Genomic DNA, 20689 nt, shown 5'->3' with positions numbered 1-20689 from the left:
ACCTTAGTAAGAATGATTCCAAACTGCAACCCGCCTCCGTCCCGGGTGTTAAGCTCAGGAGAGTGCGCCGTCTCGTCGCGTTCGTCGTCGTGCCGCTCGCGGCGTGCTCGTTGATGACGGATCTCGACGGGTTCGTCGCGCCGGGCTCGCCGGACGCGGCGCCGCCGGAGATCGAGGACGCGGGATCCGACGTCGTCGCGGACGCCTCGGCGCCGGAGGACGCGGACGCCGAGGTCGACGTGCCGGCGATCGACGCGGCGACGCGCTGCTCGGATCGCCTCCTCGTCGGTCACGACGTGCTCGCGGGCTCGATCGTCGACGACATCCCGGCTTCGGTCATCGACACGTTCGGCTACGAGGCGGTCGCGGCGGGGCGCGCGGAGTGCATCTGGGTCTACCTCGAGACCCCACCGTCGTCGATCACGCTCGGCGTGTACGCGCCGAGGCCGTCCGGGACGCCGCAGGCGCTCCTCGCGCGCGCGGAGATCGCGGCGCCGGTGAAGGGCTGGAACAGCGCGCGGCTGGATCGCCCGCTCGACGTGGTGGTGAAGCAGCGCGTGTGGCTCGGGATGACGCCGCTCTCCGGGCCGCTCCAGAACCGCATCCACGAAGGAGGATGCGGGGACCTCTACCTCCGCGCGGCCGACGCGCCGCGCGGCGGAACGCCGGATCCCTACCCGAGCCAGACGACGGACTACACCTACGCGTGCAGCGCGCTGATGTACCTCGCGCCGCTCGAGTGATCAGTCCTTCGTCTTGCGCCCGCCGAGGACGGCGAGCTTGAAGTACGAGAGCTGGCTCTTCGCCGCTTCCTTGATGACGTTCACCTTGTCCGCCGCGCGCGGCGCCTTGCGCGACGTGAGCTCGCCGCTCTCGTAGAGCTCGCGCGTCTTCGCGCGCTGCAGCTTGCCGCTCGACGTCTTCGGGAGGACGCCGGGCGCGAGCGGCACCACGTCGTCGAGCGTGAGCGCGAGGCCGTCCTGCACCGCCTTGCGTACGGCCTGGACGACGTGCGCCTTCTCCCGCGCGAGGTCCTTCGACTCGGCGGTGGAGGGGACGTCCTGGCACTCGAACGCGACGACGACGCGCTCGCGATCGCGCTCGACGTTGTCGCGCGCGCCGAACGCGACGACGTTGCCCTTGCGTACGCCCTCGGCGTGGCTCGCCTCCCACTCGAGATCCTGCGGGTAGTAGTTGCGCCCGTTGACGATGATGACCTCCTTCGAGCGCCCGCAGATGAAGACGTGGCCTTCGTGGAGGAAGCCGAGATCGCCGGTCCGGAGCCAGCCGCCCGCGAACGCCTCCTTCGTGCGCTCCGCGTCCTCCCAGTAGCCGCTCATGACGGAGGGGCCTTTGATGCGGAGCTCGCCGACCTTGCCCTCGGGGAGCGCGGCCTCGCTCGTCGCGTCGTCGGGCGGGAACGCCGCGACGTCGTGGTGCTCGAACTTCGGGCCGCACGAGACGAGGCGCACCGCGTGCGCGTGGTCCTCGGCGACGAGCTTCATCGTGTTCTCCGCCCACAGCACGTCGCCGTCGACGGAGATCGTCTTCATGCCCTCGCCCATCTCGGTGAACGAGATCGCGAGCGACGACTCCGCCATCCCGTACGAAGGGAGGAGCGCGTTCTTGTCGAAGCCGACCTTCGCGAAGCGGTCGACGAAGGCCTCGAGCGTCTCGGGGCGGATCGGCTCCGCGCCGCAGCCGGCGACGCGCCACGACGAGAGGTCGATCCCTTCGAGCTCCTTGTCCTTGATCCGCTTCACGCAGAGGGCGAACGCGAAGTTCGGGGCGTAGGCGATGGTGCCCTTGTGCCGCGTCATCGCCTGGAACCACGCGATCGGCCGCTTGAGGAACAATAGCGGCGGGAGGAACACGACCGGCACCATCTGCACGACGGGGGAGAGCACGAAGCCGATGAGCCCCATGTCGTGGTAGAGCGGCAGCCACGAGACGCCCACGTCGCCCGGCCTCACCTTCAGGCCTTCTTGCATGATGCAGCGGACGTTCGCCATCAGGTTCGCGTGCGAGAGGGTGACGCCCTTCGGTCGCGAGGTGGAGCCGCTCGTGTACTGGAGGAACGCGACGTCGCTCGGCTCGATCTTCACCGGCTTGAGCACCTCGAGCGACTCGCGGATCGCCTCCACCGCGACGACCTGCTCGAGGGACGGCGACGCGGCCTGGACGGTGCCGAGGAGGCGCTTGATCTGGGCGGTGGTGACGATCGCGCGCGCGCCGCTCTTGGCGACGATGTGGCGCGTGTTGTCGAGGTAGCCCTGGAGCTGGCCGAGGCCGAGCGGCGGGTAGATCGGGACCGGGATGATGCCGGCGCGCACGGCGCCGAAGAAGCAGAGGATGAAGTCCTCGTTCGCGGGGCAGATGAGGACGACGCGGTCGCCCTTCTTGAGGCCCAGCGCCTGGAGCGCCCCGCCGTAGCGGGCGCTTGCGCGCTCGAGCGCGGTGTACGAGAAGGAGGCCTCGCTCGTCGCCTTGCCGCCGAACCCGGGGACGCCGTCGTCGGAGACGAAGCGAAAGCCCACCGTCGGGTCGGCCTTGGCCGCGTCTTCGATCGCCGCTGCGAGGGTGGGGGAGTCGGAAGCCATGAAGAGGTCCGGGACTGTATATATCGACTTTGACAGCGGTGGTCTCTGGCCGCGATACTGTTCGTGATGCCGCTCATCGAGACCGAAGAAGCTGCCCGCCGTCTCGCGCGCGCGATCGCGAGCGATCTCTCCCTCTACAACGAGGAGAAGATCGTGAACGGCATCACGAACGACAACCTCTTCGAGACGCTCGCGGAGGAGATCGAGGAGGGGCGCGCGCTCTACAAGCGCCGCGTCGCCCCCGAACTCTACCCGAAGAACTATTACGACCGCGCGCTCGTCGACATCCTCATCAAGGCCAAGGGCCACATCAAGTCGAAGATCTGGTGACGTGACCGACCCGATCGTCCTGGTGGTCCCGCGGGAAGCGGACGGGAGCCGCCTGGACCGGTTCCTCGCCTCGACGCTGTCGGCGATGGAGGACGGGCCGTCGCGGACGGAGCTCCAGCGCTGGATCGAGAACGGCAGCGTCAGCGTCGACGGCGCGATCAAGAAGGCGTCGGAGAAGCTGCGCGAGGGGGCGCGCATCGTGGTGGAGCCCGAGCCCGCGCCGAAGAGCGAGGCGCTCGCGGACGCGAGCGTGCAGTTCGACGTCGTCCACATCGACGACGCGCTCATCGTCATCGACAAGCCGGCGGGCCTCGTCGTGCATCCGGCGAAGGGCCACGAGACGGGGACGCTCGTGAACGGGCTCCTCGCGCGCGGCCTCTTCGACGAGCCCGACGACGAGGACGAGGTCAACGGCCGCCCGAGCATCTCGTTCCGCGCGGTCCCGGTCACCGCCGTCACCGCCGTCGCGCCGAAGGTCGAGGTGATCCTCCCCGACGGGACGCCCTCGGACCTCGACAAGAACCGCCCCGGCATCGTGCATCGCCTCGACAAGGGGACGAGCGGCCTGATGGTGGTGGCGCGCCACCCGCGCGCGCGCGAGCGCCTGAAGGAGCAGTTCGCGGAGCACTCGATCGAGCGCGAGTACGTCGCGCTGGTGGTGGGGGCGCTCACGGCGAAGACGTTCTCGACGCTGCACGGGCGTCATCCGAAGGACCGGCTGCGTTTCTCTTCGAAGGTGAAGACGGGCAAGCGCGCGGTGACGCACGTGAAGCCGCTCGAGCGCTTCGGCAAGCACGCGACGTACGTGTCCTGCCGCCTCGAGACGGGGCGCACGCATCAGATCCGGGTGCACCTCGCCGACCACGGCACGCCGATCCTCGGCGACGCGCTCTACGGGAAGCCGCCGAAGAGCGAGGCGCTCAAGACGGCGGCGGCGGCGATCGATCGTCCGGCCCTCCACGCGCGCGTGCTCGGCTTCGTCCACCCGATGACGGGCAAGACGATGCGCTTCGAGTCGGACCCCCCCGCCGACTTCCAGCTCGCGCTCGAGATGTTGCGCGCGATCCCCTGACGCCGCCCGCGCGCCGCCGTTCCTCCCCGCGCGCCGCGCTCAGCAGCGGAACAGCGCGCGCGCGGTCTCTGTCGTATGCGCGGCGAGGTCCTCGAAGGTCTCGCCGCGATGACGCGCGACCGCGCGCGCGACGTGGGCGACGAAGGCGGGCTCGTTGCGGCCGGAGGAGGGCTTCGGCTTCATGTCGCGCGGCAGGATGTAGGGGCAATCGGTCTCGACCATGAGGCGACCGCGCGGGACGAGCTTCGCGAGGTCTTCGAGGTGGCGGCCGCGTCGCTCGTCGCAGATCCACCCGGTGATGCCGATGTGGAGGTCGAGCGCGAGGTAGCGTTCGAGGATCGCGCGCGTCCCGGTGAAGCAGTGCACGACGCCGGCGGCGAGCTTCGGTCGCCAGCGCTCGAGGATGCGCGTGAAGTCCTCGTGCGCGTCGCGCTCGTGGAGGTAGACGGGCTTCCCGAGCTCGGCCGCGATCTCGAGCTGCGCCTCGAACGCGCGTCGCTGCGCCTCCGGCGGCGAGAAGTTGCGGTTGTAGTCCAGCCCGCACTCACCGACCGCGACGACGCGTTCCTTGCGCGCGAGCTCGGCGATCTCGGCGAGCGCCTCGCGCGAGGCGTCCGACGCGTGATGCGGGTGGATGCCGGAGGTCGCGACGAGCGTGAGGCCGGGCCGTCGCTCGTCGGCCGCCATCTGCCAGCCGCGCCGCGACGTGCTCGTGCTGACGCCGGCGACGACGATCCCGCGCACGCCGGCCGCGGCGGCGCGATCGAGGACGGCGGGAAGGTCCTCGCGGAACGCTTTGTTGGTGAGGTTCCCGGCGATGTCGAAGAGCCCGCTCACGTGCGCACCTCCGTGGGCGTCGCGACCGCGGCGGCGTATTCGGCGGCGAGGCGTTCGCTCACGCGTCGATGATACGCGGCGGCGTCCCAGGTCGTGGGGTCGACGTCGCGAGGCGGGCGCACGACATGGAGCCGCCCGCGCGCCGCCGCGAGGACGACGAAGAGCTCGGTGAGCTTCCGGCGCACGCGAGCCTGCCGCCGCTGCTCATCGGCCATGGGCCGCGTCCACGTGGCGCGCAGCAGCTTCTTGAGATGTATGCAGTCTGCATTCAATTGAGCAATGTCGTGACGAATTCGAGTCTGATCGAGCATGAGAGTCTCCTATGGCGGCGCGAAGGCCGCGACGTCGCGACGCCCAACCGGCGCCACGAATCGTGAAGTCCTGAGGGATGGGGATAGGGATGGGCACCGAGCCGCCGACGCGCGTGCACGGGAGGTGCGGCGTCCCGCGGCGCTCGCCGGCCACGCGCCGTGTGCACAGCCCGTCGGCAACCCGTGCGCAGTCGGACGGGGTCCGATTGTTCGGATCCGAACGGTCCGACGTTTTTCCCACTTTGCGGTGGGAAACTTGTGGAGAACCCGCGCGCCGTCGCGCGGGCACGGCGGGCCGCGCGCCGCCGGCGGTGCACGCACACGCGAGCTCGGGTGCGGGGGCTCGAGTCGAACGAGCCTCTCCGGGAGGCTATCCCGGCGTAGGAAACCGCTCCTACTACCCCGCAAGAACGCCAGCACGGCGACGCAAAGCCCCCGCGCGACGTGAAGGAGCGCGGCGAGGCGAAGCCCCCGCGCAACGTGAAGGAGCGCGGAGCCGCGATGTGCCCGCGCGACGTGAAGGAGCGCGGAGCCGCGAAGCCCCCGCGCAACGTGAAGGAGCGCGGCGACGCGAAGCCCCCGCGCGACGTGAAGGAGCGCGGAGCCGCGAAGCGTCCACGCGGAGAGGAGATGCGACCACGCAACGTGAAGGACCGCGGAGACGCGAAGCTCCCGCACGGCGTGAAGGAGCGCGGCAAGGCGAACTGCGCGCGTGGCGTGCGTGAGCCACGGGGCTCGCGTTTGCGCGGGGCTCCGGTTCGTGTGCGTCGGGACGAGGGGGGACTCGGCGCAGCCCTGGGGGCCGCCGAGCACCCGGCGCAGCAACACGCTGACGAAGGAAAGAGGGGCAACGAGCCTTCTAGCCGAGCACCTTCTCTTGCGTGGGGAACGTCATGCGGACGCCAACATGGGCACGCAGCTCAGGTTGTCAACGGGTCGCGAATCCGACGTCGATCGCACCGCCGCACGAAGCAGCACCACCACGACGCTCAGCCAACGCACTTACGCCCCGCACGCAAGCACGACACGCGCCTGGCGGATCGGCGCGCCCCGCGGTTGGCTCGCCCCCGCGTATTGGCGCACCCCCGTGGATTGGCGCGCCCCCGTGGATTGGTGCGCCCCCGTGGATTGGCTCGCCCCCGTGGATTGGTGCGCCCCCGTGGATTGGCGCGCCCCCGTGGATTGGGTGCGCCGCCGCGTATTGGTGTGCCCGCGGATAGGTGCGCCACGCGCACGCGGATTGGCTTGCCCATGCGTATTGGCTCGCTCACGCGGATTGGCTTTGCCCTCGCGTATTGGCTCGCCCCGCGATTGTCTCCGCGTATTGGCTCCCTGCCCGCGGATTACCCCCGCGGCTCGCCCCCGCGGCTCGCCCCGCGGATGGCGCCCCGTGCGCGACCGCGGATTTGCCGCCGGTGCGATTGCGCAGGTTCGCGCAACCAGGCGAGCCGGCTCGAGCTCGATAGCGCGGTTGGTGCAGCGCAACCACACGACGATGCGACCACCGCAGTTGGCTCGAGCTCGGATGGCTCGACCTTGCGGGGGTGGCTCCAGCACCATGCAGTGGCGTGCATGGACCGGCTCGGTCGAGTTGCTGATACGAGTCGACGCGTGAGGCGTGCAACGTGTGTGGCGGATGCGCTCGTCTCAGGGCGCTTGGCTGCTTGGGCTTTTGGGGTCGCGCGGCGCGGTCGAGGCGTGGTTTCGCGGCGGTTGCGCGTGGCCGCCAAAGTGGCGCGCGGGATGCAACGGTGTTGGTGCGGAGGAGACGATGTCGAGCCGCGCGTTTGGGTTGAGCCTCGTGCTCGCGATTGTGGGATGCGCCGCGGGGGTGGGAGACGACGCGGACGTCGCCACGTCGCAGTCGACCGCGCCGACGTGCCCCCTGCGTCACGACCAGAACACGACCGTGCCCGCGGAGCCGACCAACGCGCCGCGCGGTGAGAGCGGCGGGCCGACGACCGGCATCCCCGGCGACGGCACGCCGAGGAGCGAGGGCCCGAACGACTCGAACGCGCCCGCCGAGTCCGGCAGCGCCGCCCCGAGCATCGACGAGTGCGCGCTGCCGACGGACGAGCAGCAGTAGAGCAGCCGTAGCCGTGAGCTACTCGAGGACCAACGTGCCGAAGGCCTCGGGCACGTGGAAGTTCGGTCGCGGCGTCTTCGTCGGGCTCCAGGCGAGGTACTGGCGCGGGCTCTTCCCCTCCATCCGGAACATGTTCATCGGAAGGGAGGCGCCGCGCTTCAGCGCGCGCACGACGTCGGGGCTGCGGAGCGCGACCTCGATGATCGCGACCTTCGCCTCGGGGACGGGGTGGGTCGCGATCTGCGCGCCGCTCGACCAGCGGACGTCGCTCGTGCCGCGGTCGCGATCGATCGCGAGATCGAACCAGTGCCCGTACGGCCCGAGCTCGATCTCGTAGTACTTCTTCCGCTGCGCCGGATCGGGCGCGAGGAAGACCTCGACGCAGTCCTCCTCGTAGAGCTTGTCGCGCTCGACCGAGATCGGGCGCGACCTGTCCACGTGGAAGCCCGCGCCCTCGAGCACGAACAGCATGTAGAGTGCATGCTCCGACCAGAGCGCGCGTACGGTCGTCTTCGTCGCCGTCGTCTTGCCCGACCAGTCGGTGTCGAAGGTCGCCGGCGGCGCGGCGCCCCAGGCCGGCTCGACCGCGCCGTCGATCGCGACGTCGGCGTCGACGTGCACGGCGTGGAGCACCGGCCGCTCCTCCGCGCACTCGAGGTACGTCGCCTTCGCCCAGCCCTCGTCCGCGCCCGCACGGACGCGCGCCCAACCCTGCGCCTCGCCCGCTTCGACGATCTCGAGGACGTCGACCGCCGTCCCCGCCGGCATCGTCTTGATCAACGAGCCGAGCGGCCCCGGCGTCGCACGCAGGTTCAAGGCGCTCGTCGCCTGCGCCTTCGAGCAGGCACCGAGGGCGGCGTCGCTCACGCCCGCCTCGTCCTCAGGCGCGACCGCACACGCGCCGAGCGCCGCGCAAACGAGGAGGAAGAGACCCAGCCGCATGCCGAGGTAGGTGCAGGTAGGATGCCAGGCCGACAGAACGTAATTTCAATTACTTAGAAGCCTATGTCCGCGTGCCTGGATTGCTCAGGATCCACGGCCGCGCGCCAGGCTAGCGCTCGGCGTCGAGCGGCGCCGCCGAGGCTGCCTCCGCCACGCCGGCCTCGATCGCCGTCTTCTTGTCGTCGGCGAGGAGCTTCGGGAAGCGGCGCTTCATCAGCGTCAGCGCGACGAAGCCGACGACGACCGCGAACCAGAGCGTCGCGAACCGCACGAGGATCATCGCCGACGTCGCCGTGTTCGCTTCGACGTGGCCGAGCTCCGTCATCTGCCCGAGGAGGGCGCTCTCCGTCACGCCGAGGCCGCCCGGGACCGGGACGATCGCGCCGATGAGCGTGCTCGTCGCGTAGAAGAAGGTCGAGAGCGCGACGCTCGTGCTCTGGCCGAAGCCGCGCAGGATGACCCAGAGCGCGAGGCACTCCATCATCCACGCCACCGCGCTGAGGAGGGAAGGGACGAAGAGGTTCCGCGGCGCGAGCATCGTCGCGAGGCTCTCGTACGCGGCCTCGAGCTTCGGGGCCATCTTGCCGAAACGACCGGGCAGCTTGCCGATCAGGCCGATGATCGCGAGCGAGAGGCGGCGGTTGCCGACCACGAGCAGCAGCACGAGCACGAGCGACGCGCCGATGCCGGCCCAGAGCAGGCCGCCCGAGAAGCCGACCGTCGCGCCGAAGATGATGAGGAGCACGATCCCGACGACGTCGGTCGCGCGCTCGGCGACGACGATCGGCGCGGTCCGCGTCATCGCGACCCCGTACGTCTCGAAGAGGATGAGCGACTTGAAGACCTCGCCGACCTTGCCCGGCGTCACCGTGAGGACGAAGCCGGAGAGGAACGTGAAGAAGCTGTCCACCTTCTTCACTCCGCGGATGTCGAGGCGCGCGAGGTAGAACTCCCACTTGAAGTAGCGGATGACGTAGTTCGCGAACGCGAGCCCGCACGCGAGCACGAACGCGCTCGCGTCGAAGTGGCTCAGCGCCTCGCCCATCTTGTCGAGCCCGCGATACACCGCGAACCCGCCGTAGACCGCGACGCCCAGCAGCATCGCGATGAGGACCTTCCTTACGAACCCCTGCACGCGGTCACCTGCGCGATCCGCGCGACGGCGGCGGGACGTTCGAGTCCTTCGGCTTCGCCCGCGCGAAGAAGCCCATCCGCCGTAGGACGTACCCGCCGGAGAAGACGAGGATGACCCCGAGCATCGCCCAGAAGGCCCACGCCGGAGCCTCCCATTTCCCGCGCGCGATGCCGGCCTCGGGCCGCGTGACGAGCTCCGTCGCCGTCGGAGCCGCGGGCGGCGGAGGCGCGGAGCTGGCGGCGGCGACCTGCATGGCGGAGACCGGCGTGTACACGCGCCCGCGCGCGGTCGCAACGTCTGCCTTTGACAGGTCGGCCCGCCCCGTGGGAGGAAAGCCGAGTGAACAGCGAGGAAGAGAAGACGCGACCGGCGAGCGACGTCGAGCTCCTGCGCCGCGCGGCGGGAGCACGGAAGTCGCTCCACGAGGCGATCGGGCACCGCGTCGTCGGGCAGGTCGACGTCGTGGACCTCATGCTCGTCGCGCTCCTCGCGCGCGGCCACGCGCTGCTCGTCGGCGTCCCCGGCCTCGCGAAGACCTTGCTCGTCGCGTCGCTCGCCGAGGCGCTCGATCTGTCGTTCGGCCGCGTCCAGTTCACGCCCGACCTCCTCCCCGCCGACATCACCGGCACCGACGTCCTGCAGGAAGACGAGGACGATCAGGGCAAGCTGCACCGCCGCGTGCGCTTCCTCGCCGGTCCGATCTTCCACAACCTGATCCTCGCCGACGAGATCAACCGCACCCCGCCGAAGACGCAGGCCGCGCTGCTGCAAGCGATGCAGGAGCGGCGCGTGACGGTCGGCACGCGCACCCACGCGCTGCCCGATCCGTTCCAGGTCTTCGCGACGCGGAACCCGATCGAGCAGGAAGGCACGTATCCGCTCCCCGAGGCGCAGCTCGATCGCTTCCTCCTCGAGATCCACGTCGACTACCCGTCCGAGAACGAAGAGCGCGAGATCGCGCGGCGCACGACGAGCTCGGACATCGGCACCGTGCCGCGCGTCCTCGAGGCGGACGACGTCCGCGCGCTCCAGGCGCTCGTGCCGCGCATCCCCGTGACCGACGCGGCGGTGCAGCTCGCGGTGTCGCTCGGACGCGCGACGCGCCCGCGCGATCGCGGCGACGCCGCCTCCGTCCCGCGCGAGGTCGCGGAGTACGTGCGCTTCGGCGCCGGCCCGCGCGGCTCGCAAGCGCTCGTCCTCGCGGCGAAGGCCCGCGCCGCCCTCCGCGGCGAGGCCGCCGCCGACGTCGAGGACGTCCGCGCGCTCGTCGTCCCCGTCCTCCGCCACCGCCTCGTCATGAGCTACCGCGCCGAGGCCGAGGGCGTGCGCGACACCGACGTGCTGCAGAAGGTCGTCGCGTCGGTCAGCTAACGAAGCGGGTCGAACGAATCGAAGACGACCGGGTCGCCGATCGCGATCGATCCCTCCGCGTCGGGGATCGCGTTCATCGCGAAGTTCACCTTGTTGCCCTCCTTCCGGAACGTCGCGAGCGTTCGGAGCGGCTCCTTGCTCGTCGCCGCGGTGGTCTGGTCGATCGTGATGACCTGGCAGCGGGAGCAGCGCTTCGGCGTGCGGAGCGCGAGGTCGCCGATGCGCACGCGGGCGCCTTCTTCCGCCCACGCCTCCGCGCCGTCGACGATCACGTTCGCGCGGAAGCGATCGATCCCGACCGGCGTCGCGAGCCGCGCGTTCAAGTCCGCGAGCGAGGCGAGGGACGCGACGAGCACGGGGTAGCCGTCCGCGAAGCCGACGCGATCGCCTTCGCGGGCGTAGTCGCGATCGACCTGTCGGATCGTCTCCGGCGGCATCCGCACGAGCGCGCAGCGCTGCCCGAGGTGATCGGAGAGGAGCGCCGCGCCCGCGCCGCCGACGTCGACGGCGACGACCTCGTCGTCCCAGACCTTCACCGTGCGGCGCGGCCCCGCGGCGTCGAGCGGGACGGCGGCGCGCGTGCCCGACGGGAGCGAGAGCACGAGCTCACCTCCCTCGATAGCGGTCGTCACGAGCGCCATCTTCGGATGCTCGCGCTGCGTGACGAACTTGCCGCCGGCGTCGAGCGCCATGAAGCGTCGATCGTGACGGAGCCCGCCGCGGAGGACGTCGGATCGCTCGAGCGCGATCGCGCGCGCGCCCTTCAGCGGATAGATGTAGAGCGCAGCTACTCGAGGTGTGGACACGAAATTTGCGTCATTTTGCTGGATAAGGAGGGCCCTGAGGTGCAAAAATGAGCGGTGATGGCCGACCGTGCGTCTTCCGGTGAGAGCGGTCGCAAGGGCAAGGAGTCGGAGGAGCCGAGGAAGAACGGCGCCGCTGCCAAGAGCGGGAGCGTCCCGCCGCCGCGTCCGTCGCGACCCACCGCCGTCGAGGCGGAAGAGCCGCGGCATCCGTCGATCCCCCCGCTCCCGGCCGCGGGTCCGTGGCGCTCGTACAAGGAGATCGTCGCCGGCATCGCGCAGCGCATCGTCGACGCGCAGAAGGAGATCCGCGTCCTCCAGGCGGTGCGCTGGGGCAACGACATCGAGGAGCAGTTCAAGAAGAGCCGCTACCGCGAGCTGCCGAAGGTCGACGCGTCCTATTACGACCGGAACGAGCTCGGCTTCGACGCCGCGGCGAAGGTCGCGGTGTTCGAGGAGATCGCGCGCGACGTGGACCGCGACCTCGGCGAGTCCGACGCGATCGGCGCGATCCTCGGCAAGACCGCGCTCGAGTACCGCGACGTCGTGCGCATGCTCGCCGCCCGCGGCACGCCGGTGTTCTACGCGTACTCGCGCAAGCTCTACGGCTCGCCGAAGGACAAGTTCCCCGACGGCGTCGCGACGCTGCGCGACCTCGGGCACCTCCTCTACGAGATCCTCACCAACATCGACGAGACCGCGCTCGGCACGAGCTACGAGCGCAACATCACCGCTGCCGACGCCGCGGCGGAGCTGAACCAGCGGCTCACGCAGTACTTCGGCGACGCCGCGGTGCGCGTCGAGGTCGACGACACGATCCTGAGCGACGCCGCGGCGGGGAGCGACTACGTGAAGGTCCGCTCCGGCGCGATGTTCTCGCAGCGCGACATCGACATCCTCGAGGTGCACGAGGGTTGGGTCCACGTCGCGACCTCGCTGAACGGCCAGGGCCAGACCGTGGCGCGCTGGCTCTCGAAGGGCCCGCCGCGCACGACGACGGTGCAGGAGGGGCTCGCCGCGCTCTGCGAGATCTTCACCTTCCGCACCTATCCGCGCCGCGCGCGCCGGCTGAACGATCGCGTGCTCGCGGTCGACAAGACGGAGGATGGCGCGAGCTTCCTCGAGGTCTTCGAGTGGTTCCGCACCGAGGGCTACGACGAGGAGGAGTGCTTCCACAACACGCGCCGCATCTTCCGCGGCGGGGTGGTGGAGGGCGGCGCTCCGTTCACGAAGGACGCCTGCTACTGCAAGGGCATCGTCCTCAACTACGCGTTCATCCAGAGCGCGATCCAGCACAACCGCGCCGACCTCATCCCGTACCTCTTCGTCGGCAAGGTCGCGCACGAGGACGTGCCGGTCCTCGCCCGGCGCGTGAACGACGGCGTCGTGCGGCCGCCGCGTTACCTGCCGCCGATGTTCCGCGACCTCAACGCGATGGCGATCTGGATGGCGTACTCCACCTTCTTCGCGCGCCTCGGCGGGCAGGCGATCAGCGACCACTACGCCAAGCTGTTCGCCCGCGCGGGCTGAGCAGGAGGGGAGCCGAATGGCCGACGACACGATCCGCGGCGTGCTCCCGCCCGTCATCCAGCCCCTCGTCTCCGACTTCTTCGACAAGCCGAAGGTGAAGGAGACGCGCGCGACGTGCCACGAGTGCGCGATGTGCAACCACGGGCAGGCGTCGCCGGTGCCGATGGACTACTTCCTCGACGCGACGAAGTGTTGCACGTATTTCCCGCAACTACCGAATTACCTTGTAGGCGCGATCCTCGCCGACGAGGGCGCGGACATGGCGGAGGGCAAGCGGCGCGTCCGCGAGGTCATCGCCGACCGGAAGGGCACCCTCCCGCTCTCGCTCACGCGGCCGCGGAAGATGACCTTCCTCATGTCGAACTACGCCGACTCGTTCGGCCGCGCGAGGTCGCTCCTGTGCCCGTACTACAACAGCGAGTCGCCCGAATACGCGTGCACGATCTGGCGCCATCGCGAGGCGGTCTGCATGACGTACTACTGCAAGTACGAGGCAGGCCAGCGCGGCTACGACTTCTGGACCGCGCTGAAGGACTACCTCTTCTTCGTGCAGCGGGTGCTCGCGCGCGCGGCCGCGGCGGCGGTCGATCCGAAGGTGAAGGAGCCGAAGTTCAAGAACCTCCAGATGACGCCGGAGGACATGGACGACGCGCCGCCGAAGCGCTCGGACTACGCGGCGTGGTGGGGCAAGTGGGTCGGGCGCGAGGAGGAGTGGTACCGGAAGACGTACGAGTGGGTGACGAAGTTCGTCCCGCGTGCCGACTTCAAGACGAACATCGACGACTCGGCGGAGGGCAAGAAGCTCTACGACGGGGTCGTGTCGGCGTACTCGAAGCTCGAGAACAAGGTGCTGCCGGCGACCCTGGTCAAGAACGCGCGGATGAAGGAGCAGCACGTCGGCGGGCAGGTCGTCGTCACGACGTACCATCGCTTCGACTCGTTCGCGCTCGACAAGGAGCTCTACGAGGTCGTCGGCCTCTTCAAGCCGGAGCAGACGCTCGCGGAGAACCTCCAGCGCCTCGCGAAGGAGGAGGGGATCGAGCTCGCGCCGGAGCTCATCGAGTACCTCTTCGCGGCGGGCATCCTCGTCGAGCCGACGCCAGCCGTCGTCGCGTCCGCGACCGCCCCGCCGAAGGAGGCCCTCGCGGAGCTCCGCGGCAAGCGCGCCGCCCTCCGCGCGATCCTCGACGCGCGCTCGATCACCCTCGGCCCAGGCGACAGCACCCGCATCGACGACGCCGACACCGCCACCCTCGACACCTGGATCAAACGCGCCGCCGTCGCGACGACCTTCACGGAGCTCCTCGAGGTGGGCTGAGCGCCCTCAGCGCCCGCGGAACTGGGGCTTTCGCTTCTCGGCGTAGGCGTTCAGGCCTTCTTTGGCGTCGGTGGAGGCGAAGAGCTCGGCCTGGAGCTCGCGCTCGAAGGCGAGGCCCTGCTCGAGGCCGACCTCCATGCCGGTCTGGACCGCGCGCTTGATGCGGCCGACCGCCAGCGCGGCGCCGCTCGGCGGGCAGAAGCCGCGCGCGTAGTCGACTACCTGACGGAGGAACTCGTCGGTCGACTCCGCTTGCCAGACCTTGTTGATGACGTCGAGCTCGCACGCCCTCTGCACGTTCATCTTCGCGCCCTCGACCATCATCTCGATCGCGCGCGCTTTGCCGACGAGGCGCGCGAGGCGCTGCGTGCCGCCGGTCCCCGGGAGCACGCCGAGCGCGACCTCGGGGAGGCCGAGCTGGTACTCGCCGCGGCGCGCGATGCGGAGGTCGCACGCGAGCGCGATCTCGAGGCCGCCGCCGACGCAGTGGCCGTTGATCGCCGCGATGCAGAGCTTCGGTGTCTGCTCGAGGCGGCTGATCGTCTCGTTCGCGTGGAGGCAGAAGTAGTACTTGAACGTCGTGTCCGCCTCGCGAAGCATGTTGATGTTCGCGCCGGCGCTGAAGAACTTGTCGCCGTGACCCGTGAGGACGATCGCGTGCACGTCGTTGTCGAAGCGCGCCTCGAGGATGCAGGTGTCGAGCTCCTTCAGCATCTCGTAGCTGTAGGCGTTCACCGGAGGATCGTTGAGGGTGAGGATCGCCACACCCTTCTCCGTCATGTAGTTGACGAGCGTGCCCATGGCCGCGTCATACCATCGCTTTGTGCCGGCCGTTCGGCCGTGGTACGCGGGGCCCCTTTCCTTCGATGCCGAGCCCCGCTCTCCTCCGTGAAATCAAGGGTCTCCTCGTGTCCGAGCTGAACCTCGCAGGGAAGGATCCGGCGACCATCGCCGACGATGGGCCCCTCTTCGGCGAAGGTGGCCTCGGCCTCGACTCGCTCGACGCTCTCCAGATCGCGATGCTCGTCGAGGAGCACTACGGCGTCCGCGTGCCCGAAGGCGACGAGGCCCGGCCCATCTTCCGCTCCGTCGCGACGCTCGCCGAGTTCATCGAGCGCTCGAAGGCCCAGTGACCACGATCGCCGTCACCGGCCTCGGCGCCGTCACCGCGCTGGGGCGGACCGCGACGGCGACGTGGGACGCGGTCCGCGCAGGCGAGCGGGCGCTCCGCGAGCTCACGCTCTTCGATCCCGGCGACGTGAAGTGCCGCCTCGTCGCCGAGGTGAGCGGGCTCGTGGCGCCGGCCGGGCAGTCGCGGACGAGCGAGCTCGCGTTGCTCGCGGCGCGCGAGGCGCTGGAGGACGCGGGGCTCGACGTGTGCGCGCGGCGGGTGGGCCTCGTCGTCGGCGGCACGACGGCGGGGATGTTCGAGACCGAGTCGATCCTCGCCACGCTGCTCGAGGCGCCGGCGGGGAGCGCCGAGCGCGAGGGCGCGCTGGCCCGTATGTTGACGCACCCGCTGAGCGCGCCGACCGATCGCCTCGTCGCGGAGCTCGGTCCGTTCGCGCGGGCGCGCTCGCTGTCGAGCGCGTGCTCGAGCGGCGCGAACGCGATCCTCGTCGGCGCGACGTGGCTCGAGCTCGGCCTCGTCGACGCCGTGCTCGCCGGCGCGGCGGACGCGCTCTGTCGCGTGATCGTCGCCGGCTTCAACGCGCTCGGCGCGCTCGATCCCGCGGGGGCGCGGCCCTTCGACGTGGCGCGACGCGGCCTCACGTTGGGGGAAGGGGCGGGCTTCGTCGTCCTCGAGCGCGCCGAGGAGACACAACGTGCAAAGTGCACGTTGCTCGGCTGGGCCGCGCGCTCGGAGGCGCACCACATCACGAACCCCGAGGCGAGCGGCGCCGTCCCCGCCGCCGTGATGCGCGCCGCGCTCGCGCGCGCCGGCGTCGCGCCGGCGGACGTCGACTACGTCAACGCGCACGGGACGGGCACGCCGCTCAACGATCCGATGGAGACGCGCGCGCTCGCGGCGGTCTTCGGCGCGGACCTCGCGCGCGTGCCGGTCTCGAGCCAGAAGGGGATGCTCGGCCACACGCTCGCCGCGGCCGGCGCGATCGAGGCGGTGCTCACCGCGAAGGCGCTCGTGGACGGCGTCGTGCCTCCGACCGGCGGACTCGTCGAGCCCGATCCGGCGTGTGCGCTCCGTCACGTCCGCGCGGCGGAGGAGCGGTCCGTGCGCGTCGCGCTCTCGAGCTCGTTCGGCTTCGGCGGGATGGACACCGCCCTCGTGCTCGGCGCCGCGGCTCGCCGCGCGCCCGCGCCGCCGCCTCCGCGCGGCGTCGTCGTGACGGGGGTTGCGGCGATTTCCCCGGTAGGGATGTTTCGTGGCCCCGACGTCGCGACCCTTCCGAGCCACACGTCCCAGGAGCGCACGGTCTCGCTCCCCGCGGACGCGCTCGACGCCGAGCGCGCCCGCCGACTCGATCGCACCTCACGCCTCGGCGCCGTCCTCGCGGACGCGGCGCTGGCGCCTCCAGGCGCGGGGGTGGCGTCGCCGCCGACGGAGCCACGCGCGGTCGCGGCCTCGGTCGAGCCGCGGACGGCGGAGCCGCCAGGCGCGGTCGCGGCGCTGGCATCGGTCGGACCGCGGACGGCGGAGCCGCGCGAGCAACGGCGCGCCGGCGAGGGGGATGCGCGCGAGGCGGCGCTCGTGCTTGGCGTCGCGTTCGGGGCGGTGGACGGGACCGCGGACTTCATGCGGCGGCTGCGCGACAAGGGCGCGCGGCTCGTCCGGCCGGCGGACTTTCCGAGCCTCGTGCCGAGCTCGCCCGCGGGCTACGGCTCGATCTACCTCGGGCTCGGCGGGCCCGCGCTCGTCGTCGCGGACCTCGCGGCGTCGGGGGAGTGCGCGCTCGCGCAGGCATGGGAGCTCGTCGCGAGCGGTGAGGTCGCGCGCGTTTGTGCGGCGGCGGTGGAGGAGCGGAGCGCGATCGTCGAAGGCGCTCTTTCTGCGATTTTCGGTGGCGCTGGCGGAGAGGCGCGCGGCGAAGGCGGCGCCGCGATCGCGCTCGCGGCGGAGGGCACGAGCGAACCCGTCCTCGCGCGGCTCGACGGCGTGTGGTCCTGGAATGGCGACGCCGCGCCGCCGCTGCCGGCGGCCGACGTGGTCGTGTCCGCGAGCGACGTGACGCCGATCCCCGCGCCCTGGTCCTCCGTTCGCCGCGTGTCGTGCGCGAGCGCGGGCGCGCACGAGGCGGTGGGCGCGATCGCGGTCGCGGTCGCGGTCGCGATGGTCGCGCGCGGCGACGTCCAGCGCGCGGCCTTCACCGGCACCGCGCGCGGATGCTCCTACGCCGGAACGGTCTCGGCGCCGTGAGGTTGCGCGACGTGCGTGAGGCGGCGCCGTGAGGTTGCGCGGCGTGCGTGAGGCGGCGTCGTGAGGTGGCGTGGCGTCGTGAGGTGGCGTGGTGTCGTCGTGGTCGGCGCGATCGCGCTCGGTGGCTGCCGGCCGCTTCCTGCCGCGCTCCGGCACAGCCCGTATACGGTCATCAACGGCGATCCGCGCGTGAAGGAGGTCCCGCCGGAGCCGACGCAGGCCGAGTGGAACGACGCGCGCGCTCACTTCGTCGCGCTCCAGCGCGAGGTCCCCGTGCGCCCGTACGTCGAGCGCGTGCGCGTCGCGGTCCTCGACCCACGCAGCGGCAAGGTCGTCCAGGCGCGCGGTGCGGTCGCGGTGCATCCCGGGCAGGCGGCGCGTATGGTGCTCCTCGGCCCCGGCGGCACGACCGCGCTCGATCTCTGGATCACGCCCGACCGCTGGCGTGTCTCGATCCCTGCGGCGCACATCGAGCGGCGTGGCGGGCGCGACCTCGGCGACGCGCTCGGCCTGCCGGTCGGGTTCGTGCGGTGGTGGTTCCTCGCGCCGATCGCGGGTGAGCTCCTCTACACGCAGAGCACCGCCGCCGACGAGCGCACGCTCTGGTTCAAGAACGACGGCGGCGTGATCGAGCTGCGCGCGAACGCGGAGCGGCTCCTCGCGATCCGCCGCGCCGAGGACGGACGCGTCGACGGCGTGGAGTGGCTCAGCCCGAGCCCGGCGCCACGGCCGCGGCGCCAGGCGCGCTACATCGACGCGGCGATCGGGGTCCGCGTCGACGTCCTCATCGAAGACGTATCACCCGATGAACCCGATCCTGCCGCATTCCTCGATCCAGACGAAAAGGGGACGCCGCTTTGAGCGCCGCGGGTGTCGTCGCCTACGGCGCCATCTCCGCGCTGGGCCGCGGCGACGCGGCGTTCCGCGTCTCTTCCGAGCGCGAGCGCACGTGCGTCCGTCGCGACGAGGAGCTCTCCGCCGCGGGCCTCCGCCGGCCGTATTGCGCCCGCGCCGACATCTCCGGCACGGCCGACCGCGCGACGCTGCTCCTCGACGCGGCGCTCGCGGATTGTATGCAAATGCTCGATCGCGTCCGCCCCGGTTGGCGCGAGCTGCGCGTCGGCCTCGCGCTCGGCACATCGAGCGGCGGCATGCGCACCTTCGAGGCGAGCACCACGGAAGCATTGGGCGGCGTGCGCTCCGTCGACGCGAGCACTACGTCGGGAGGCACGCCGGTCTTCGAGGCGCGTGCGGCGGGCGTCGCGGCGACCTACGCGGGGCCGGTCGCGGCGGTGAGCTTCGCCGCTGCGCGTGTGTTTGCGCCGGCGTCGATCGTCCTTGCGGCGTGTGCGTCGAGCGCGATCGCGCTTGGGCTCGGGCGCGCGTGGCTCGACGATGATCGTTGCGACCTCGTCCTCGCGGGGGGCTTCGACGCCGTGAGCGTGTTCGTCGCGACGGGCTTCGAGTGTCTGCGCGCGACCTGCGGCGAGCGCGGACCGCGTCCTTTTCGTCGCGATCGCGACGGTCTCGCGCTCGGCGAGGGCGCCGCCGTCGTCGCGCTGGCGCGCGCCCGCTCCGCCGAGGACGCGCGCGCGTGGATCACGGGCTTCGGCGCGACGTGCGACGCGCATCACCTCACCGCGCCGGAGCCAAACGGCGCCGGCCTCGCGCGCGCTGCGCGTCGTGCGCTCGAGGATGCGGGCGCGCCCTCCTTCGGCCTCGTCAGCGCGCATGGCACCGGCACGTCACAGAACGACGCGGCCGAAGCGCGCGCGCTCGCGAGCCTCGCCAGCGCGGCCGAAGCGAGCACGCTCGCGAGCCTCCGAACCGTGCCCGCGTTCTCGTTCAAAGGCACGATCGGCCATACGCTCGGGGCCGCGGGGGCTCTCGAGACGCTCGCGACGATCGATGCGCTCGAGCGCGGTCTCATACCCGCGACGCACGGCGATGGCGACGTCGAGCCTGGAGCGCACCTCCACGATGTCGCGACGTCGAGCTCGGCGCGGACCGCGCTCAAGCTCGCGTCGGCGTTCGGCGGCGCGAACGCAGCGCTGGTCGTGACGCTCGACCCGGCAGAGGACGGCGTCTCGGCATCTCGACCCGACACACCACACCCGCCGCCACCTCCCGAGCCCGCTCTACCGGCGGGCGCGATGCGCATGACGCGGGGGCGGCGACGTGTGTTTGCCACGCGCGCGGTCGCGGTGGACGTCGTCGAGCTCGAGCCGGCGCGTCTTGCGGCGAAGACGGGGTATGCGGTCGATCGCATCGCGCGCGCGGACGAGCTCGTGCGGTGGTCGATGGCGGTGGTCGCGGCGTTGCAGGCGCGGACGGGATCGCTGCGCGGCGCGGGGATCGTCGTCGGCCTCGGTCTGGCCACGATCGAGACGAACGCGCGCTTCCTCGCCCGGCTCTCGCGGCCCGAGCCGCGGCGCTTCCCGTACACGACACCCAACGCGGCGGCGGGCGAGTGTGCCGTTGCGTTCGGGCTCGACGGTCCCGCGTTCGCGGTCGGCGGCGGCCCACACGGCGGCCTCGAGGCGATCGCGGTCGCCGCGGACCTCGTGCGCGCGCGCGTCGCCGACCGCATCGTCGTCGTGGCGGCGGACGAAGCGGGCGAGGTGTCCGCGCGGCTCGCACGAGGCACGGCGAGCGGCGCCGTCGCGCTCCTCGTGCAAAGCACCCCGGCGGACGCGGAGCTCGAGGACTGGACCGTCGAGTACGGCCCCACGCCCACGCCCACGCCCGCGCTCCCCGCCGCGCTCCCGCCGATGAGCGCGCACCGTGCGCTGCTCCCGCTGGTCGGAGCGACGCCGGCGCAGCTCGCGACCTCCGTGCCGTGGGGCGGCCGCGCCACCATCACCCTTCGCTGGATGTAGTCGAGAGAGCGAGCCGCCGATGTGAGCTCCCGGCCGGGGCCCCAGAAGCGGCCGCGAATGCGGGCGCGAAGCGCCCCGAGCGCGCGCGAGGGCCGTGTC

General features: G+C 71.4%; 19 protein-coding genes. 11 read left to right on the top strand and 8 right to left on the bottom strand.

Annotated features, from left to right (window positions below; all coding sequences use genetic code 11):
* The first annotated feature begins 62 nt into the window (after nucleotides 1–62).
* Nucleotides 63–743, top strand: a complete 681-nt coding sequence (locus tag KF837_07810) for a hypothetical protein (GenBank protein MBX3227202.1) — start codon at nucleotides 63–65, stop codon at nucleotides 741–743.
* Here the strand turns inward: KF837_07810 and KF837_07805 are convergent, their stop codons facing one another.
* On the bottom strand, nucleotides 744–2600 hold the full coding sequence (locus tag KF837_07805) for a fatty acyl-AMP ligase (GenBank protein MBX3227201.1): 1857 nt from the start codon (nucleotides 2598–2600) through the stop codon (nucleotides 744–746).
* Between the two features lie 66 nt (nucleotides 2601–2666).
* On the opposite strand from KF837_07805, the gene KF837_07800 reads away from it, so the two are divergent.
* Both KF837_07800 and KF837_07795 read left to right on the top strand, forming a co-directional pair.
* Nucleotides 2667–2930: a hypothetical protein gene (locus KF837_07800; protein MBX3227200.1), complete on the top strand. Its 264-nt coding sequence runs from the start codon at nucleotides 2667–2669 to the stop codon at nucleotides 2928–2930.
* A 1-nt stretch (nucleotide 2931) separates the two neighbouring features.
* Nucleotides 2932–4002: an RluA family pseudouridine synthase gene (locus KF837_07795; protein MBX3227199.1), complete on the top strand. Its 1071-nt coding sequence runs from the start codon at nucleotides 2932–2934 to the stop codon at nucleotides 4000–4002.
* A 39-nt stretch (nucleotides 4003–4041) separates the two neighbouring features.
* On the opposite strand, the gene KF837_07790 is transcribed toward KF837_07795, so the two are convergent.
* Complete coding sequence (locus KF837_07790) at nucleotides 4042–4839, bottom strand: TatD family hydrolase (protein ID MBX3227198.1); 798 nt, start codon at nucleotides 4837–4839, stop codon at nucleotides 4042–4044.
* Nucleotides 4836–5150 (bottom strand): hypothetical protein, encoded by a 315-nt coding sequence (locus KF837_07785; protein MBX3227197.1) that lies wholly within the window; start codon nucleotides 5148–5150, stop codon nucleotides 4836–4838. The genes KF837_07790 and KF837_07785 overlap by 4 nt, the downstream gene beginning before the upstream one ends.
* A gap of 1771 nt (nucleotides 5151–6921) precedes the next feature.
* On the opposite strand from KF837_07785, the gene KF837_07780 reads away from it, so the two are divergent.
* Nucleotides 6922–7236: a hypothetical protein gene (locus KF837_07780; protein ID MBX3227196.1), complete on the top strand. Its 315-nt coding sequence runs from the start codon at nucleotides 6922–6924 to the stop codon at nucleotides 7234–7236.
* Between the two features lie 18 nt (nucleotides 7237–7254).
* On the opposite strand, the gene KF837_07775 is transcribed toward KF837_07780, so the two are convergent.
* From KF837_07775 to KF837_07765, 3 genes are all read right to left on the bottom strand, one after another.
* Nucleotides 7255–8178 (bottom strand): SH3 domain-containing protein, encoded by a 924-nt coding sequence (locus tag KF837_07775; GenBank protein MBX3227195.1) that lies wholly within the window; start codon nucleotides 8176–8178, stop codon nucleotides 7255–7257.
* A 109-nt stretch (nucleotides 8179–8287) separates the two neighbouring features.
* Nucleotides 8288–9313, bottom strand: a complete 1026-nt coding sequence (locus KF837_07770) for a flippase-like domain-containing protein (protein ID MBX3227194.1) — start codon at nucleotides 9311–9313, stop codon at nucleotides 8288–8290.
* 4 nt (nucleotides 9314–9317) lie between these two features.
* Nucleotides 9318–9587, bottom strand: a complete 270-nt coding sequence (locus tag KF837_07765) for a hypothetical protein (protein MBX3227193.1) — start codon at nucleotides 9585–9587, stop codon at nucleotides 9318–9320.
* A gap of 197 nt (nucleotides 9588–9784) precedes the next feature.
* On the opposite strand from KF837_07765, the gene KF837_07760 reads away from it, so the two are divergent.
* Nucleotides 9785–10684 (top strand): AAA family ATPase, encoded by a 900-nt coding sequence (locus KF837_07760; protein MBX3227192.1) that lies wholly within the window; start codon nucleotides 9785–9787, stop codon nucleotides 10682–10684.
* On the opposite strand, the gene KF837_07755 is transcribed toward KF837_07760, so the two are convergent.
* Nucleotides 10681–11490, bottom strand: a complete 810-nt coding sequence (locus KF837_07755; GenBank protein ID MBX3227191.1) for an MOSC domain-containing protein — start codon at nucleotides 11488–11490, stop codon at nucleotides 10681–10683. The two genes, KF837_07760 and KF837_07755, sit on opposite strands and share 4 nt — an antisense overlap.
* A 57-nt stretch (nucleotides 11491–11547) precedes the next feature.
* Between KF837_07755 and KF837_07750 the strand changes: the two genes are divergently transcribed.
* Together KF837_07750 and KF837_07745 are read left to right on the top strand one after the other, a co-directional pair.
* Nucleotides 11548–13017, top strand: coding sequence for a flavohemoglobin expression-modulating QEGLA motif protein (locus KF837_07750; GenBank protein MBX3227190.1), 1470 nt, complete (start codon nucleotides 11548–11550; stop codon nucleotides 13015–13017).
* Between the two features lie 16 nt (nucleotides 13018–13033).
* Nucleotides 13034–14335, top strand: a complete 1302-nt coding sequence (locus tag KF837_07745) for a hypothetical protein (GenBank protein ID MBX3227189.1) — start codon at nucleotides 13034–13036, stop codon at nucleotides 14333–14335.
* A gap of 6 nt (nucleotides 14336–14341) precedes the next feature.
* Here the strand turns inward: KF837_07745 and KF837_07740 are convergent, their stop codons facing one another.
* The gene (locus KF837_07740; protein ID MBX3227188.1) at nucleotides 14342–15136 is read right to left on the bottom strand and encodes an enoyl-CoA hydratase/isomerase family protein; all 795 of its coding nucleotides are present in this window, start codon (nucleotides 15134–15136) and stop codon (nucleotides 14342–14344) included.
* Between the two features lie 65 nt (nucleotides 15137–15201).
* Between KF837_07740 and KF837_07735 the strand changes: the two genes are divergently transcribed.
* The 4 genes from KF837_07735 to KF837_07720 all read left to right on the top strand — a co-directional run bounded on the left by KF837_07735 (nucleotide 15202) and on the right by KF837_07720 (nucleotide 20590).
* Nucleotides 15202–15468, top strand: a complete 267-nt coding sequence (locus tag KF837_07735; protein MBX3227187.1) for a hypothetical protein — start codon at nucleotides 15202–15204, stop codon at nucleotides 15466–15468.
* Nucleotides 15465–17711: a beta-ketoacyl-[acyl-carrier-protein] synthase family protein gene (locus tag KF837_07730; protein MBX3227186.1), complete on the top strand. Its 2247-nt coding sequence runs from the start codon at nucleotides 15465–15467 to the stop codon at nucleotides 17709–17711. The genes KF837_07735 and KF837_07730 overlap by 4 nt, the downstream gene beginning before the upstream one ends.
* A 78-nt stretch (nucleotides 17712–17789) precedes the next feature.
* Entirely contained in the window at nucleotides 17790–18572 is a 783-nt protein-coding gene (locus KF837_07725) for a hypothetical protein (GenBank protein MBX3227185.1), read from the top strand.
* Complete coding sequence (locus KF837_07720) at nucleotides 18569–20590, top strand: 3-oxoacyl-ACP synthase (GenBank protein MBX3227184.1); 2022 nt, start codon at nucleotides 18569–18571, stop codon at nucleotides 20588–20590. Before KF837_07725 ends, KF837_07720 begins: the two co-directional genes overlap by 4 nt.
* The last annotated feature ends 99 nt before the right edge of the window (nucleotides 20591–20689 follow it).

Origin of the sequence: Labilithrix sp., from assembly GCA_019637155.1 — a bacterium.
Taxonomy (GTDB): Bacteria; Myxococcota_A; Polyangia; order Polyangiales; family Polyangiaceae; genus Labilithrix.
Note: the sequence above shows the minus strand (reverse complement) of the source record. Positions and strands in the feature narration are given on the sequence as shown.